Source organism: Arthrobacter sp. EpRS71, assembly GCF_001512285.1.
Lineage (GTDB): Bacteria > Actinomycetota > Actinomycetes > Actinomycetales > Micrococcaceae > Arthrobacter.
The window spans coordinates 442,995-459,615 of the sequence record NZ_LNUV01000006.1 but is presented as its reverse complement, the minus strand read 5'-3'; the positions used below and the strand labels follow the sequence as shown (position 1 = coordinate 459,615).

The following is a 16,621-nucleotide window of genomic DNA, read 5'->3' as shown; positions in this document are numbered from 1 at the left end:
TCCTTCGCATGCAGTAACCGGCCTGAGCCGGTGAGGCCGATCCCACTGCATCGTGAGATCCTTGTCATGATCAATGAGAATACGGATCATTGAAAAAGTCAACGATTGTTTTTCATTACTATTGGAGTTGTCATGGGCCCGCAAAGCACCGAAGTGGAAACCCCGCGCCTGGCCGCAGCAAAAATCGGCAGCGATGTGGGCCTGTTGCTGGCCAAACTGCACGCCACAGGTTCGCTCCTGAACAACAAAGCACTGGCCGACTACGGCCTCCGCGAGCGGTCATTCTCAGTGCTGACACTCGCCTGCAGCGGGTTGGAACCCACCCAACGCGAACTGGCCGATTTCCTCAGCCTGGATCCCAGCCAGGTGGTCAGCCTGGTCGACGACCTCGAGCACCGCGGACTGGTCAAACGAGCCCAAGGCAAGCAGGACCGCCGGGCCAAGATCATCGTCTCCACCGCTGAGGGCCGCCGGATCCACAACAAAGCAAGGGCCGGACTCGAAGAGTGTGAGCGGACGCAACTGGCCACACTGACTGAAGACGAGAACGCGCAGCTCAGAGCGCTGCTCAAGAAAGCCTTGTGGGGTTAGGCTGAGTGCCGGCGGCCCGGACTGAGGCCGCCCGATGGACATCTGCACAGCAGAGCCCCGCTCACGTATGCACCTGTCCATACCGGCATCCGGACGCTTCTGTCAGGATCGGAAACTATGAGCTTCCCTCTTTTCCACGATCCCCTGCAGGGCGCCGTCACCGTAGACGCACCTGCTCGCGATCCTCAAGTCCACCGCCAAAGCCGCACTAACAACAGGCCGGCTCGCCAAGCCACACATGGATCCAAGCCTGCACGCACCTCCCGGCAGCGAGAGGTAGCGAAGGTTGCCGAAGACCTCCAGGCTTTGATGGCGCGGACCTCAGGCAGACACTAGCTAACCCTCAGTGCCCGTAAGTCGCTGCGCAGGTTGGGTAGTATCCAGACGAGTAGTCGACTTTTCAAGATGATTTCTTCCACCATTTCTGGACGTTCGACTGCACGGCCCGGACCATGAGCACCTCTACGGCGGCCCATACTCCGGTGATGATCTGGGATGGTGGGCGGACCGGATTCGTGAGTGGGACGTCCACGGCAAGGACGTATACGTCTACTTCAACAACGACGGCGGTGGTAACGCCGTGCGCAACGCTGACACTTTGCGGTGGCTGCTTGGGGTCAGTTGACTCTCTATGCCAGGCGACCCCGGACGATCTCGCTGACAGTCTTGCCATCAAAACGGCCAGCAACCTTGGCGGTGACTGGCTTCATGACGGCTCCGATGGAACGCATGGACAACTCCTGGCCATCAGCCTTCAGAGCCTTGATGGCATCGTCAACGATTGCTTCCACTTCTTCCCGAGTGAGGGCTTTCGGCAGGTAGGCCTCGATGATTTCGGCCTCCGCCACCTCGGCTGCGGCCCGATCTGCCTCGCCCGCCTCGGTGTAGATCCGAGCCGTATCCCGACGCTTTGCGGCTTCCTTCTGAAGCAGCGAGGTGACCTGCACGTCGTCGAGCTCCACCGGCGTCTTGCCTGACTTCTCACGGGTGGTGATCTCACCCAGCACGTTGCGCACAGTGGTCAAGGCAACCTTGTTGCCTGCTTTCATGTGGTCAACGACGTCCGCTTTGAGGCGTTCTTTGAGTGTCATGATGCTCCTTGTTTGGGTTCCTCCTGTTATCTTCCCAGAATGAGTGCATGGGGGATGTTTCGCGGAGCCGAGCCGCGGGTGGTTGGGCATTTCCTATGGCGCGTCCTCGCCGCACTAGTGCTCGTTGCCTCCGTGGTCGGTTCCTTCATTCTGGTATCAACCCAGATCCAGGTCGCCGCCAGCAGTGTCCACGTTCAGGACTCCGTGGCGAGTAACACCTCGGCCGAGACTCAAGTGCTGGGCGGATCCTGCTCCGTTGTTTCCTTCTCAGTGGGCCCGCTGACTACTACTTGCGCGGGGCTGTGGAGAAGGTACCCGTTGAGCCAAGAGAACAAGGCGCGGATCTTCTGTTGGAGGCCGGACAACAGAGCAAGGTGCACCAACAGCCAGGACAGGAAGGCAAGGATGCCCTGGAGCTGGAGCCGCTTGCGGCCCAGTTCTGCTACCGCAGCTCCGCGCCCCACCATCGCCATGTAGCCTTTGTCCACGTAGCGGAAGGGCGTGCGGTTGCCGCCGCTGAGGTCCGCAAGGACGTTCTTGGCCGCCCACTTTCCAGCTTGCTGAGCCACCGATCCCAGCTGCGGCAGTTTTGCCCCCGTTGAGTCCGTGATGTTGGCTGCATCTCCGATGACGTAGACGCCGTCCGCGTCAGGGGCGGTGAGGTCGGTGCGGACATCGATTCGTCCGCCTCTCCCCTGGGTGAGGCCCGAGCCGGCGATGAGGTCGCCCGCCTTCAGTCCACCGGCCCACACGACAATTTGCCCTGGTACGGAGTTCCCATCCGCCAAAGTCACTCCGTCCGGCCGGACCTCGGTCACGCCCACTCCCATGTGGAGTTGGACGCCCACCTTCTTCAAATGATCGGTGGCGTAGCTCTGCGACTTCTTGGAAAACATGTTCAGGACTGTGGGCACCATGTCCACCAAATGAACCCTGCAGCGTGCCGCGAGTTCCGGCGAGAAGTACTTGCTCACCACGTATTTGACGTTCTCGGCCATTGCCCCGGCCGTTTCAACTCCGGTGGGTCCGCCGCCCACCACCACTACATCCACGGACCCGTCGGGGTTTCTGTCGGCCTGGTCCAACAACCGGGTGAGGCCGGTCCCCAGCTTCGTGGCATCCGTGACGGAATACAGCGGGAAAGCATACTCCTCGGCGCCGGGCGTGTTGAAGAAGTTCGGTACCGCACCCACCGCGATGACCAGGATTTCGGCGTGGAAGACGCGGCCATCAGTAGTCCTGACCACTCGCTCGGCGGCGTCAACAAAATCCACTTTCGACGTCAGAACCTTCACCGTCTTGTAGCGCCGGAAAACGGAACGCAGTGGCCGGGCAATGGCCGAAACCCCAATTTGCGAGGTAGCCACTTGATAAAGGAGCGGCTGAAACTGATGATAATTATTCGCGTCGATCAGCAAGACACGGACACCCTTGCGCCCCAACTCCTTCGCTGTTGCTACACCAGCGAATCCGGCACCGACAATGATGACTGGGTATGAGTCCTCCATGCGAGCAACTTACTTCACTCCACGTCCGGACAACAGAGGCCCGTGACCCGCCGTCGAGCGTTTATGTTCTTCTCCTCTGGGTACGCAGTGGGTAGTGTTCTGCATTCGGCAACGCACGCGGAAGGGTGATCTTGTGAACGAGGACGGGCTGACGGACGCAGTGCAGGAAGCGGGAGCCGTGGAGTTGCTCCTGATCCGGCACGGCGAGAGCGAAGGCAACGTGGCCGCAACCGAGGCACGCTTGGCGGGGGCCGAAGTCATTGACGTTCCGGCCAGGGACGCTGACGTGAATTTGTCGAGCACCGGGCAGGACCAGGCGAAGGCCCTGGGCACGGCACTCGCCCGGATTGCTGAAGAGCTAAGACCGGACGCCGTGGTCTCCTCCCCCTACGCCAGGGCACGGCAGACCGCGGAAATCGCTGTCGAGACGGCCGGCTGGCCGGTCAAGGTGCTCACCGATGAAAGACTCCGGGACCGGGAACTAGGCATCTTGGATCGGCTGACGAGCCTGGGCGTAGAGACCCGATATCCAGACGAGGCCGAGAGACGGCTCTGGCTGGGCAAGCTGTACTACCGGCCGCCGGGCGGTGAATCGTGGGCCGATGTGGCGCTCCGCCTCCGCTCAATCCTGGATGAGCTCAACACCTTGGGTACAGGTCACCGGGTGATGCTGGTCTGCCACGACGCCGTCATCCTGCTGGTCCGGTACGTTCTTGAGGGCATGTCCGAGCAGGAAGTCCTTGACCTCGCAGCCACCACGTCAGTGCTGAATGCATCCATCACCCGGTACGTGCGGCCTACCGGCGCGGGGCCTTGGGAATTGGAAAGCTTCAACGTAGCGGACCACCTCACAGAGCAGGGTGTCACCATCACCGAGCACGCAGGAGACGCAAGTGTCCACCCACAGTGATTCCACCTCCCCCACACTGGTTACACCATCCCTTCTGCGTGACTGGCCATTGCCGGCTCCCGGAGACGACAAGTACTCGCGCGGTGCCGTGCTGGTCATCGGTGGAGCACGTTCGACCCCTGGCGCGGCGTTGCTGGCGGGGACGTCAGCACTCCGCGCAGGAGCCGGGAAAATCACCCTGGCTGTTGCCGAATCCGTAGCAGCGCAGGTAGGAGTCGCGCTGCCGGAGTGCGGCTCTATCGGACTGCCCGAGAACGCCGACGGTTCCGTGACCGGCGAAGGACTCCACCGCATCTCCTCCTACGTGGAGCGTGCCGACGCCATCCTGGTGGGGCCGGGCCTGGATGATCTTGAGCTGACCGAGTCTCTGCTGCGGGCGCTGCTGGAGCAGGAGGAATCCGGAACCAAAGGAGGTCCCGCCGTCGTACTTGATGCTTTTGCTTTGGCCGGGCTGGTGAAGATGGAAGATGAGGTGGCGCCGTGGCGGGGCAGGCTGATCCTCACCCCCAATCCGACGGAAGCAGGTATTCTGCTGGGCCGCGACGTGGAGGATCTGGGAGGTGCCGTGCTGGACATCGCAGAACGCTTCGATGCTGTGGTGAGCTGCCAGGGATTCATTGCGGGGCCATCGCCCGCGAACTCCGCGGAGTCCCGGCTGTGGAAGATCACCACCGGCCACGGCGGACTGGGCACATCTGGAAGCGGCGATGTTTTGGCGGGCGCTATAGCCGGGCTCCGGGCGCGCGGCACCAGCGACGCCCAAGCTGCGTGCTGGGGCACCCATCTTCACGCGGCGGCAGCAGACCGACTGGCCAGCAAGCTAGGGCCCTTGGGGTTCCTGGCCCGGGAACTCGCCGACCAACTGCCCGCCCTCATGCTGGAGCTCAATACCTGATACGACCAGGCTGCCGGGTGGAACCGGCCCGCAGTTAAGCCGGCTTGAGCAATTCATGCTCGACGACGGCAGTACGGGACAGGGTCTTGTAGCCCTCCTGTTCGAACAGAACAGTCAGGACATCGTCCTCGTGGCGCATCACCAAGCCGGGACCCCACTCTTTGTGGATCACGGTGGACTGCAAGGGGAACTGATTCTCCGCAGCTGAAGCGGGCTGGCCGACGCGACCCGACCCGGCGGCGTCGGGCGTTTCCTCGCAAGCATCACAGTTGCCACAGGGCTCCGGAAGGTCTTCCCCGAAGTAGCCCAGCAGGAACTGACGACGGCAAGCATCCGTCTCCGCGTAGCCACGCATCATGGTGAGCCGGGAGTGGTCCACGCGTTGCCGGGCCTCAGCCAGTTCCACTGCGCGGTCCACCAAAGTGGTCAGCTTGGCCTTGGAACTGAGCCGCGCGCCGCGTTTACCCGTGGTCACGGCGCCGGCTTCCTCCAACTGATTCACCAACGCTGTGACCCGGCGGGCAGGGAATCCGGTGAGCTCCACCAAAGCGGTCTTCGGAGCAGGCGCGCCGGCGTTCTTGACGACTTTCAGTACGGCTGCGAGGTCCGCAGCATCCGGAGACTGGGTGGCGAAAAACTTGCGCAGGCCAAGGTCCTCGGCGCGATAATGCAGAATCGCGGACGCCGCCCGGCCATCGCGGCCCGCCCGGCCGATCTCCTGGTAGTAGGAGTCCAGGGACTCTGGAATGTCCGCATGCACCACGAACCGGACATTGGGCTTGTCGATGCCCATCCCAAAAGCTGTAGTGGCAACCACGGCGTCCACTTGATCGTCCTGAAACCGCTCAAAGATACTTTCCCGGTCTGCGTCAGAGCGGCCCGCGTGGTAAGCCTCGGCACGCAGACCTTGCTCTGTGAGCTTGGCAGCGTACTTCTCGGTGTCCTTTCGAGTAGCGGCGTACAGCAGGCCCAGCCCCTCGGCCTTGGCAAGTGCCACAACCTGCTCCACAACGGCTTTCCGCTTGCCTCTATCCTCCTGATGCCGCACAACATCGAGGCTGATGTTCGGGCGATCAAAACCACGAACCAGGACCAGCGGCTCCGTCATACCGAGCCGTGTGACAATCTCGTCGCGCACCGGCGGGGACGCAGTAGCGGTCAAGGCTATGACCGGCGGGTTGCCCAGGCGCTCGCGGACGCTACCCAGCTCGAGGTAGTCCGGGCGGAAGTCATGACCCCAAGAGGATACGCAGTGGGCCTCATCCACCACGAACAGTGTGATGTGCAGCCTGGCGATTCGTTCCACGGTTTCCTGCTTGGCCAATTGTTCAGGGGCGAGGAACAGGAAACTCGCCTTGCCGGATTCGACTGCCAGCCAGGCGGCCTCCACCTCTGAATCACTACGGGAAGAATTGATGACGACGGCGGCGCCCTCGCCTAAGTCCTCGGTCAGCCCGTCCATTTGGTCTTCTTGTAAGGCAATGAGGGGAGAAACCACGACGGCGGCTCGGCCCGTTGTGTTGTGAAGGTGCAGTGCTGCGACTTGATAGGTAGCGGATTTTCCGTACCCGGTCGGCATGACAGCGAGGACATCACGCCCTTGAACGAGGGCAGTCATGCCGGCGAGTTGGCCGTCGCGCAGCTCAGGCAAGGAAAAAGAAGTGGCCGCCAGGGCGGTCAGGGCAAGGTCATCGGACATGAAGATGTGGCTCCGCGTTGTGGTTCCTGCGGCCACTTGCATCAGCCGAGGTGACCAGCCTAACGCGGGCGAGGCCCCGCCGTCGTACGCCGTTTGCCTGGTTGTGGATAACCCGGATTGGTGACGTTAGCGCGGGTCCCGGCGGCTCACCTGATAGATCAGGTGGGTGACGCGGGTTCCTGGCAAGATCACGGGATCGTCCAGCAGGATATCCGCGTCAAGGTCCGCGAACCAGCGAATTCCGCGTCCGAGCAGTACAGGGACCAAGTCAACCCGGAGTTCGTCCACCACTCCCAAGCGCAGGCACTGCTGTGCCACGTCCGCGCCGGCAACACCGATCTCCTTACCCGCCGCGAGGTGGGCGGCACGTTCCAAGGCCGAATCCAGGTCCCCGACGAATTCGAACGGGACCCGCTGACCATCCCGCCGGACCGGTGGCCAATCCGACGGGGGTTCGCGATGTGTCAGAACAACTGTTGGTGACTCGTTGGGCGGGTGACCTCCCCACCCCTTTGTCATATCGAAAATCCGCCGGCCGGAAATGAACGCCCCTTCCCGAGGGAGTGATTTCCAATAGGCGGCATCTGCTTCGCTGAGGTGAAACGGCACGGGGTGGCCTGGCATCCAGGTTTCCACGGATCCGGCCTCATACCAGTCGAACAGCGGACCGATTCCGTCGTCATCCCGCGCGATGAATCCGTCGAGGGACATGGAAAACTGAGCTGACACACGGCTGTTCCTGTACATGAAATCAGTGTGGTGACCCCACCCGGCTTGTCAAGAACACCACCCAACGACACCGCCCCCGCCACCCGCGGGGTGAGCCTCGCGCCGTCCACCGGTTTCGGCCTTCCTCATTGAGGGTCCGCTCGGCGCACCACACCCGGCCGCACAGCGCTTAGCCCCGGCACGGCCGGCTACAGAGGACTGCCAAATTCCCGAATGGTGATTCCGGTAAAGTTCGCGGCGCCCCCGTCCGAATAGAGCGAGAGCCCGGCATCGCCATCGGCGAAGTGAACCTGCTGCGAAATCACAGTGTGCCCGGAGTTCACAAACACCTCCACGCTCTGCTTGTCCACGAAGATGCGCAGATGGACGGACTGCGCGTTGGCATCTATAGGCGCAGCGGCCCGCGTGTAGGGCACCAGCGAATACCCTCCTTGGTCTGACGGCGCGCGGTCCACGTATAACTCGTCACCGTACTTGCCAATATTGGTATGGCGGAAGCCGTCAGGGGAACGGCCAACAGATACCCCGACGTTCGTGGCCACGTTCCATGAAATATCGAGCTCAAGCTCGTAGGCGCGGCCACTCCAGGGCAGTACGACGCTGCCGTTAACCGTGTGGTCAGGCAGGGTGGTGGTGGCGGTAACGTAACCCTGCAGCGCCTCAACCGGGGAGCTGATCAAGCTGTACCAGCCTCCCGATTGGCGCTCCAACCGTAGTTCACGCGTGATGGATTTTTGCCCGTTGTAGCCATCAGAAGCATCTGTGGGTACGTCGCGGGCAGCATACTTCCAGTTGTTCATCCAAGCGATGGCCAGGCGCTTGGTTTCGGGTGCTTCAACAGACGGCCACGTCACGGCGGCATACCAGTCCCATCCCCAGTCGAGCCACTGCGGCGTGAGGTCATCGGCAATGAAGGCTGTGCCGTTCCAAGTGCCCGTCCAATAGGCAAAGGTCATTGGCAGATCAATGCTGTAAGCGTCCATGCTCGCTCCGAACACCCAATGCCGGGTGCCGTCTCCGGCCGTCATTTCGAACAGATCCGGGCACTCGATTCCGCCCAAGGCATGGTTCGGGTAGTCGAAGTTCGATTTCCAACTCCAATCCCGCAGGTTCGTTGAGGTGTAAAACGCCGCATAGCGTGCCCGTCCGATCACGCACACCCACTCATTGCGTACAACGTCCCAGTGGATCTTCGGGTCGCGGAACCATTCTGCGTTGTCAACCTCAGATTGGGTGGTTGCAGTTCGTCCGTCGGTATTCACGATCACCGGGTCAGGAAGCGCGGAGAACGTGTAGCCGCCGTCGGTAGACCAATAGAGGTATTGCTCCTGGAACTTTCGCACGCCGCCAGTCGGCTGAGTTGCCAGCGCGACTACCGCCCCGGCACCGAAACCAGCCGTATTCGCCGAGTCCACCACGGCCGATCCCGACCACACCGGGAAGTCGGGCTGCAGGGGGATCGCCACACCGTTGTGGGTGAAGGAGACGCCGTCAGTTGTGGTTGCGTGATCCCAGCCGCCCGGACCATTGTTCTGACCGGAATGGAGATAGTAGAGCTGGTAGGCGCCATTGGTATGGACCGGACGCTGCGGATCACAGAGCCAGCCCGAGGGTGGAGTCATGTGGTAGATGGCCCGAAGCGATGCCTGGGCGTGCGCAGCTGCAGGTACGGCATTGCTCAGGAACAGCGCGATGGCGCCAACTCCGGCGCCTTGCAAGGCGGTGCGTCGAGAAATGTGATTCGTCATTGATTCGTTCCTCTCATCGTTTGGGGCAACAGCGCGCCAAACGTCATGCAGCGGGTGGGGGAAGCCGAAGCTACGCAGGACATTAGCGGCAGCGAGTCAGGCTGGTCAAGCGTTTTAGCAAGGGAAAAAGAATTTTGCTAAAACGCTTGAACACGCTGCATATCCACGCTAACTTACGAGTGATCAAACGCTTTAGCAGAATGGACATCAGCGCAGATGAAACGCTCAGTCTTCTTCCAACCAGCCGACGGCTGGGTTGGAGACCTCATCCCCTTCGAGAAGGACGGGGAGTTCTGGCTCTTCTACCTTCACGAAGACCGCTCAGACCCTAAACCGGGCACCTCATGGAATCTGGTCACCACCAAAGACCTCACCCAGTTTGAGGACCACGGCGTTTCGCTGCACCACGGCAGCGAAACGGAGCTGGACTTCAACGCCTACACAGGCAGCATCGTCACGGATGATTCCGGCGTCCATCACCTGTTCTACACCGGTCAGAACCCCCGCAACGTCGGTCCAGACGGGGCGCCGCTGCAATTGGTCATGCATGCCACCAGTACGGACGGCATGCGGACCTGGCGCAAGCACCCCGAACACACCTTCGGCGCGCCGGACGGCTATGAATCCGGTGATTGGCGCGATCCCTTCGTGTTCCGGGATGACAGCAAGAACCAGTGGAGGATGCTTCTCGCTGCAAGGCACTCCACCGGGCCCGAACGTCGCCGCGGCGTGATTGCACAATGCGTATCCCCGGACCTGACAACCTGGCAGCACACCGAACCGTTCTGGGATCCGCGCCGCTACATCACGCACGAATGCCCGGACGTTTTCCAATGGGGCGACTGGTGGTACATGGTGTACTCCGAGTTCTCGGAATCGTTCACCACCCGCTACCGCATGGCCAAGAGCCCCGACGGCCCGTGGAGTGTGCCTGCTTTGGACAGCATTGACGGCCGTGCCTTCTACGCGTCAAAGACGGCAGAACGCGACGGGCGGCGCTTCTTCTTCGGATGGATTGCCAGTAAGGAAGGCAATACCGATCACGGTCCCTGGCAGTGGGCTGGAACCATGTCCGTTCTGGAAGCCCGCCAAAATCCGGACGGAACGCTGGGATTCTCCTTCGCGGAGGAGCTGGTGGAGAGCTTCTGGGAAGACGTCCCGGTTTCGCTGAACGGTGCCTTGCCGGCCCGGCTCGAGGTGCCGGACGGGTACACGGCGTTGGTGTCGGACGAGGAGTTGCCGCGGCAGTTTTACGCCAAGGCAGTGCTGGACATCGCCCCGAACACCACCGAGTGCGGCTTGCTGCTCCGCTCAAACCACGACGGCGACCATTCTTACGTCCTGCGTCTGGAACCCAAACGTGGCCGGCTCGTCTTCGACCGCTGGCCGCGAGCGATCACCGGCGAGGCACAGTGGCACGTCTCCGGGGACGTGCCGTTCGACGTCGAACTTGAGCGCCCCTGCAACCTCACCCCTGGCGGGCACACCCTTGAGGTCATCGTCGACGGCGACACTTGCGTCGCCGTCGTCGACCATCAGGTGGCGCTCAGCGCCAGAATCTACGACTTCACAACCGGCCGGATCGGCGTCTTCGCCGGAGAAGGAACCGCGACGCTTACCGAACTTGAGATACGCCAGCGTACCGACAACTGAATACCCCACCCCAACCTCTGTTCCAATCAAGGGAGATTGCCTCGATGAAGAAACTACTCCGAGCTGCCGCCGTGGCAGCCGTCACTGCCTTGGCATTGGCCGCCTGTGGCGGTGGAGGAACCGCCTCCGACCCCTCCAATGTCAGCCCCACCGGGGAGATCAAACCCCGCGAAATATCATGGCTGCTCTCCAGGCCCGCCGACGGAGCTGTCATCAACATCATGAAAAAGCTCGCGGACGATTACGCCAAGGACCACCCGGGCTTCGCACTGAACCTCATCACCACCCCGGACCGCCCCTCCTACATTCAAAAACTCGAAACCCTGGCAGCAGCCAACAAGCTGCCGGAATTGTTCGACACGGATGCCACCCCCTTCGCTCAGGAACTTGCCAAGCAAGGAAAAATGGTGGACGCCGACAAGCTCCTGAAATCACTGGACGTCTACGACGACTACCGGCCCGGCGCACTGGACTACCAGCGCTTCGACGACGGCTCCCTGTACATGATTCCGTTCCAGTTCGAACTCGAATTCATCTGGTACAACAAGGCACTGTTCGAAAAGGCCGGGGTTTCCGTGCCGAAATCCCTCGATGACATACCCGCCATGTGCACTGCACTGCGAAACGCAGGCATCACTCCGATCGCCATCGACGGGCAGGACCAGTGGCCGCTGGAACGCTACGTCGCGTACCAGCCGTTCCGTGAAGCCGGACCGGACTTCGTCCAGAAGCTGAAGAAGGGCGAGGCATCATTTACGGACGAGGCCGGTCAGAAGACCGTGAACTGGATGGCCGACCTCGGCAAGGCCAAGTGCTTCCAAGAAGGCTTCTCCGCCCAGGGCTACTCGGATGCGCAGAACCAGTTCACCTCGGGCCAAGCCGCCATGTACAACATCGGCACCTGGGAACTTCCGAGCCTCGCCACGGACAAGCTCAACCCCGACGTCCGGGACGACATCGATTTCTTCACCTTGCCCACCACCGAAGGTTCGGCGACCTCTGCCAACGAGTTCGTCTCGCCGTCCGGCATCGGCATGGCCGTAAACTCCAAGACCTACGATCCGTTGGTCAGCGACTTCCTGAAGTTCGCCTTGGCGAAATACCCGGCTGAGTACGCCGCCACCGGAGCCCTCTCCCCCACCACCAACGTGCAAACAGCCATCCCGGACAACGCGACTCCGCTGTACAAGAAGGCCCTGGAAACGGCCGCCACGCTTGGGGACAAGCAAGCCATGCCGTGGGATACCCAGCTGGACCCCACCACCAACGGCCGGCTGCAACAAGAACTCGTCCTGCTGGTCCAAGGCAACATCTCGCCCGAACAGTTCACCAAAACCATGGACGACGCCATCAAGCAGAACGCTCCCAAGTTCTTCAAGTAAACCGAAGCGGCGGGGGCTCCCAAGGCCCCCGCCCGAAAGGCCCACCATGCTACCCAACAGGTCAAGGACCTCAGTCCTGGTCTTCCTGCTTCCACCACTGCTGCTCTACTGCGCAGCCGTACTCTTCCCGATTCTTCAGTCACTGTTCCTGAGCTTCTTCTCCTGGAACGGCATTAGCGAGATGGAGTTCGTTGGGCTCCAAAACTACGTCCGGATGCTCACCGCGGACGATATTTTCTGGCGGTCCTTCTTCAACGCGCTCCTCTACCTGGCCATCTGCCTGGTGCTGCAGCTTGGCGGAGCACTGGTTGTAGCCAGCCTGCTCACATCACTGCGTCGGGGACGGGAACTCATCAAGACCCTGTACTTGCTGCCGGCAGTGATCTCCACCGTCGCGATTGCTTTCCTCTTTGTCCGCATCTACTCCATTGACCCGGTTGGCCTGTTGAATCAGCTGCTGCACTGGGTTGGCTTGGGTTCCCTTGAACGTGCTTGGCTCTCCGATGTGAACACCGTGCTGGCCGCCGTGTCCGCCCCTGAAGGCTGGCGGTTCACGGGGCTTTACATGCTCATTATTTACGCGGCTTTGATCGCCGTGCCCAAGGAACTGGAAGAAGCGGCGGTGCTGGACGGCGCCTCGAAGTGGACACTCTTCACCAAGATCCGGTTCCCCTATATACGGCCCGTGTGGATCACCACCACCATCATGGCCACCACCTACGGCCTGCGCGGTTTCGATATCCCGTACCTCATGACCAACGGTGGCCCCGGGCAGTCCTCCGAGCTGCTCACCACCTACATGTACAAGACAGCCTTCACCAGTACGGACTTCGGCTACGCAAGTACCATCTCCGTCTTCATCGTGATCAAGTGCCTCGTCGCCGTCGGCCTCATCTTGTTCATGCTCAAGCGGAAGGCAGATTCATGATCACCCAGACAGCCCCGTCTACCCCGCGCGCGTCAGCTCCACCCTCGCCGGTTCCTCAACGACGCCGGCGAAAGCCGAGCCTGTACCGGACACTCTCGCGGGTCCTGATCATGCTCATCGTGATCGTTCAGGTCTACCCGCTCGCCTGGCTGTTCCTGACCAGCCTCCGGACAGAACAGGACTTCGCAACCGGTGATCCGTTCGCACTTCCCAGTTCGTTGACGTGGGAAAACTACGCGAGGGCCTTTGAAACAGGCGACTTGGGCCGGAACATCCTGAACAGTTTCATTGTCACTATGGGCGCCAACATCCTCATTGTGTTGTTCGGCATGATGGCCGCCTACGCCATTCAGGTTCTGGGATTCCGGCTGAGCCGCTTCGTCCGTGCCCTGTTCCTGATCGGGATCATTGTTCCGGTTCAGATCGCGTTGGTCCCGCTGTTCATCGACTACTCCGCCGTGAACCTGCTGGACACCTATCAGTCCATGATTATCCCCCTGGCTGGTTTCGCCCTGCCCATGTCCATCTACCTGTTCTCCTCCTTCTTCGAATACATTCCGCGTGAAACCTACGAAGCCGCATCCCTGGATGGCGCCGGACCCTACAGGATTTTTGGTCTGATCACCCTGCCGCTCTCACTCAACACCGTGGTCACTGTTGTGCTGGTGAACAGCATCTTCATTTGGAACGACTTCATCTTCGCCAACACCTTTGTCCTGTCCGAGGACCTGAAGACCATCCCACTGGGTCTGCAAAATTACATCGGCGCCATGGGAAAGGTGGATTGGACCGCCACGTTTGCTGCGGTGTGCGTGACCATCACTCCCTTACTCCTGGTCTTCCTCGTCCTGAACAAGGCCATGATCCAAGGTCTGGAAAGCGGGGCGAGCAAGGGATGACCACCACGGCAGACGGATATACTCCAGACGGAGGACAGATGATTTCGCAGGAGAAAAATTCAGGCAACCCGGGCATCCCGGCGGTTCATGCCAGAGCAGACAGCGCCCATCCGGTGACCCTCCGTGAAGTCGCTGAATTGGCTGGAGTTTCCACTGCCACAGTCTCGTTGGTCATCAACAAAAAGAAGAACGCGCGCATCGCGGACGAGACGCGTCAACGGGTCACGGAGGCCATAGCCAAGCTGGGCTACCGCCCGAATGCCATGGCCAAAACGTTGGTCAGCGGAACCTCAAAATTCATCGGTTTGGTAGCCGACGGCGTTGCCACTACGCCCTTCGCCGGCCAGATCATCCATGGGGCCCAGGACGAAGCGTGGAAGCATGGTTACGCCTTGCTGATTGCCAACACCGAAGGGAACAAAGACCTCGAAAAAGACGCGATCGCCATGATGCTGGAATACAAAGTTCGCGGCATCTTGTACTCAACATGGTTCCACCGCCCCACTGATGTCCCGGAGACCCTTCGCGAGGCGGATTTTGTCCTGGTCAACTGTTTCTCCGCCGAGGCCGGTGCCGCCCGTGCCGTAGTACCTGATGAGGCGCAGGGCGGACAGTCCGCCACGGAAATCCTGCTTCGCGAAGGCCACCGGCGAATCGCCTTCATCAACACCACCACCCCCGCACCTGCCAAGGACGGTCGCCTCCAGGGATACAAGTCCGCACTCGAGAGCGCTGGAATACCCTTCAACCCGGAGTTGGTGCTCGAAGCCTACCCGGATCAGGAAGGTGGCTACGGCGCCACCGATGACCTGCTCAAGCTCAAGGTCAGCGCCGTCTATTGCTACAACGACCGCATGGCGATGGGACTCTACGATGGCCTGAGGGAGAACGGCCTCTCCATTCCAGGTGACATTGCCGTGGTGGGATTCGACAACCAGGAAGTCATCGCGGCCCACCTGCGTCCTCCACTTTCAACGGTGTCACTACCCCACTACGAACTGGGCGCTGCGGGTGTTCGCATGCTGTTGGGCCTGGATGCAGCGCCCCTCGATTCTGCTGTGAAGATTGCCTGCCCTGCCGTTGAGCGCGCTTCAGTGGCAGTGCACCTACCAGCCTGAAAACCTGTTGACATTGCTTGTTGCCCGAGGGCCTGGATGGGCATAGCGTTGAGGTGGAAGCCCAGTGGTCCCCCATCACTGGGCTTCCCCTTGGAAACGTCAGCTCGCTGTGCTTCAGACCTTGACGGCACCATCCTTTACGAACGGAGATCCACCTGATCAGCTTGCTCAAGGCGACCGCTGCGGCCGATGAGTTAACCGGGATTGTGGGAATCGCTGCGCAGGTCATCGAGGCCCTGGGTGAATGGGGCGTGGGCCTGATGACGCTCTTGGAGACCGTTTTTCCGCCCACACCCAGTGAGGTGATCCTCCCACTGGCCGGATTCCTTACCCAACAGGGCGGCATAAACCTGATCCTGGTGTTTGTCACCAGCACACTGGGCGCCTATGCCGGAGCGATGCTCCTGTACTGGCTGGGCTACGAGGTGGGGCTGGAGAGGTCCATTAAGCTACTGTCGAAATTGCCCCTTGTTGATCGGGAAGATTTCGAGAAAGCCGCCGAATGGTTCGAACGCCACGGCAAGTCCGCGATCTTCTTCGGTCGGCTGCTTCCCGGCGTGCGCAGTCTCATTTCCCTCCCCGCAGGTGCCGAGCGCATGAACCTGGTGACGTTCAGCATCTTTACTGTCGCTGGAACGGGCGTATGGAACGCCCTGCTCATTGGTGCGGGAGCACTGCTCGGCAAGCAGTATCACCTGGTTGACCAATACTCGCGATTCCTCAATTACGCCGTCTACGCAGGGCTCGCCGCATTCGTGGTGTGGCTCATCATCCGGAGAATCAAGAAGCGCAAGGAAAGCGCTCGGTAGCTGAGCCCCTTCACCGGAGTCGGGCCCGAACCGTCGTTTTGTCCACCTTGAGTTCTTCCAAAAGAGCAGACACAGGATCGTGTTCTTCGCGATCCAGAAGCGCCACAAGAAGGTTAGATGTAGTGATCTGCCGGGACTTCTGATCCATTGCCTGTTTCACCATGTTTGCCATCACTTCCTTGGCGCCCGAGCTAAACGGCGGTTTCCTCCCCTTTGTTGGCATGGTGGCCCCCTTGAGGTTCATGGTTTCCAGCCCGATAGCCTTCAGCGCAGCGGCATCCAAGCGTGACGCCGCGTCGTGAGCATCGTCCAGAGTGATACCGAGGACCGCCGCAGGTTCGGGTTCATGAAGCGCCCCCAAAAGCAGGTGCTCCGTTCCCAGTCGCTTATCGCCCCTGCCTCGGGCTTCTTCCATGGCGTACCCCACAATCCTGCGGGTATCGCGGGCAAATTGTTCAAACATGGCTCAACTCATTCCCGGTATTTTGCGTGCACTGATTGTCGGGAGACACCCAAGGCGTCACCGATCTGCTCCCATGTCCACCCCTGCTCGCGGGCCGCCCTTACGTGGACCGCCTCAACCTGCTCGGCCAAGCGGTGAAGAGCTCCCACCGCTCGTAGGCCAACGGCGGGGCTTGTCGAATGGATCTGTTCGGATAGA

General features: G+C 61.0%; 16 protein-coding genes and 1 pseudogene. 11 read left to right on the top strand and 6 right to left on the bottom strand.

What is annotated here, in order from left to right; translation table 11 throughout:
* The first annotated feature begins 132 nt into the window (after positions 1–132).
* The 3 genes and pseudogenes from AR689_RS12340 to AR689_RS22745 all read left to right on the top strand — a co-directional run.
* Entirely contained in the window at positions 133–591 is a 459-nt protein-coding gene (locus tag AR689_RS12340) for a MarR family winged helix-turn-helix transcriptional regulator (protein ID WP_062070546.1), read from the top strand.
* Between the two features lie 117 nt (positions 592–708).
* Entirely contained in the window at positions 709–927 is a 219-nt protein-coding gene (locus AR689_RS22750; RefSeq protein WP_082697945.1) for a hypothetical protein, read from the top strand.
* Positions 928–1,009: 82 nt separating this feature from the next.
* Positions 1,010–1,216: pseudogene (locus tag AR689_RS22745) on the top strand (DUF72 domain-containing protein); the annotation flags it as partial.
* Between the two features lie 4 nt (positions 1,217–1,220).
* On the opposite strand, the gene AR689_RS12335 reads toward AR689_RS22745, so the two are convergent.
* Both AR689_RS12335 and AR689_RS12330 read right to left on the bottom strand, forming a co-directional pair.
* Positions 1,221–1,682 (bottom strand): GatB/YqeY domain-containing protein, encoded by a 462-nt coding sequence (locus tag AR689_RS12335; RefSeq protein ID WP_062070544.1) that lies wholly within the window; start codon positions 1,680–1,682, stop codon positions 1,221–1,223.
* 230 nt (positions 1,683–1,912) lie between these two features.
* Entirely contained in the window at positions 1,913–3,190 is a 1,278-nt protein-coding gene (locus AR689_RS12330; RefSeq protein ID WP_062070542.1) for an NAD(P)/FAD-dependent oxidoreductase, read from the bottom strand.
* A gap of 133 nt (positions 3,191–3,323) precedes the next feature.
* Here AR689_RS12330 and AR689_RS12325 point away from each other — a divergent pair, with 133 nt between their 5' ends.
* Together AR689_RS12325 and AR689_RS12320 are read left to right on the top strand one after the other, a co-directional pair.
* Positions 3,324–4,100, top strand: coding sequence for a histidine phosphatase family protein (locus AR689_RS12325; protein ID WP_062070540.1), 777 nt, complete (start codon positions 3,324–3,326; stop codon positions 4,098–4,100).
* Complete coding sequence (locus tag AR689_RS12320; RefSeq protein WP_062070538.1) at positions 4,084–4,995, top strand: NAD(P)H-hydrate dehydratase; 912 nt, start codon at positions 4,084–4,086, stop codon at positions 4,993–4,995. Before AR689_RS12325 ends, AR689_RS12320 begins: the two co-directional genes overlap by 17 nt.
* Positions 4,996–5,029: 34 nt before the next feature.
* Here the strand turns inward: AR689_RS12320 and AR689_RS12315 are convergent, their stop codons facing one another.
* The 3 genes from AR689_RS12315 to AR689_RS12305 form a co-directional block, all read right to left on the bottom strand.
* Entirely contained in the window at positions 5,030–6,694 is a 1,665-nt protein-coding gene (locus tag AR689_RS12315; protein ID WP_197412870.1) for a RecQ family ATP-dependent DNA helicase, read from the bottom strand.
* A gap of 126 nt (positions 6,695–6,820) precedes the next feature.
* Positions 6,821–7,423 (bottom strand): dihydrofolate reductase family protein, encoded by a 603-nt coding sequence (locus AR689_RS12310; protein WP_231745508.1) that lies wholly within the window; start codon positions 7,421–7,423, stop codon positions 6,821–6,823.
* A 188-nt stretch (positions 7,424–7,611) separates the two neighbouring features.
* Complete coding sequence (locus tag AR689_RS12305; RefSeq protein ID WP_062070532.1) at positions 7,612–9,171, bottom strand: glycoside hydrolase family 32 protein; 1,560 nt, start codon at positions 9,169–9,171, stop codon at positions 7,612–7,614.
* A gap of 216 nt (positions 9,172–9,387) precedes the next feature.
* Here AR689_RS12305 and AR689_RS12300 point away from each other — a divergent pair, with 216 nt between their 5' ends.
* The 6 genes from AR689_RS12300 (at position 9,388) to AR689_RS12275 (ending at position 15,960) form a co-directional block, all read left to right on the top strand.
* The gene (locus AR689_RS12300; protein ID WP_062070530.1) at positions 9,388–10,824 is read left to right on the top strand and encodes a glycoside hydrolase family protein; all 1,437 of its coding nucleotides are present in this window, start codon (positions 9,388–9,390) and stop codon (positions 10,822–10,824) included.
* Positions 10,825–10,868: 44 nt separating this feature from the next.
* Complete coding sequence (locus tag AR689_RS12295) at positions 10,869–12,206, top strand: ABC transporter substrate-binding protein (protein ID WP_062070528.1); 1,338 nt, start codon at positions 10,869–10,871, stop codon at positions 12,204–12,206.
* Between the two features lie 46 nt (positions 12,207–12,252).
* Complete coding sequence (locus AR689_RS12290; RefSeq protein WP_062070526.1) at positions 12,253–13,134, top strand: carbohydrate ABC transporter permease; 882 nt, start codon at positions 12,253–12,255, stop codon at positions 13,132–13,134.
* The gene (locus tag AR689_RS12285; protein ID WP_062070524.1) at positions 13,131–14,033 is read left to right on the top strand and encodes a carbohydrate ABC transporter permease; all 903 of its coding nucleotides are present in this window, start codon (positions 13,131–13,133) and stop codon (positions 14,031–14,033) included. Before AR689_RS12290 ends, AR689_RS12285 begins: the two co-directional genes overlap by 4 nt.
* Before the next feature lie 38 nt (positions 14,034–14,071).
* Complete coding sequence (locus AR689_RS12280; RefSeq protein ID WP_197412869.1) at positions 14,072–15,151, top strand: LacI family DNA-binding transcriptional regulator; 1,080 nt, start codon at positions 14,072–14,074, stop codon at positions 15,149–15,151.
* Between the two features lie 164 nt (positions 15,152–15,315).
* The gene (locus tag AR689_RS12275; protein ID WP_502686018.1) at positions 15,316–15,960 is read left to right on the top strand and encodes a DedA family protein; all 645 of its coding nucleotides are present in this window, start codon (positions 15,316–15,318) and stop codon (positions 15,958–15,960) included.
* A gap of 10 nt (positions 15,961–15,970) precedes the next feature.
* Here AR689_RS12275 and AR689_RS12270 read toward each other — a convergent pair whose 3' ends face one another.
* Positions 15,971–16,423: a Clp protease N-terminal domain-containing protein gene (locus AR689_RS12270; protein WP_062070520.1), complete on the bottom strand. Its 453-nt coding sequence runs from the start codon at positions 16,421–16,423 to the stop codon at positions 15,971–15,973.
* Between the last annotated feature and the right edge of the window lie 198 nt (positions 16,424–16,621).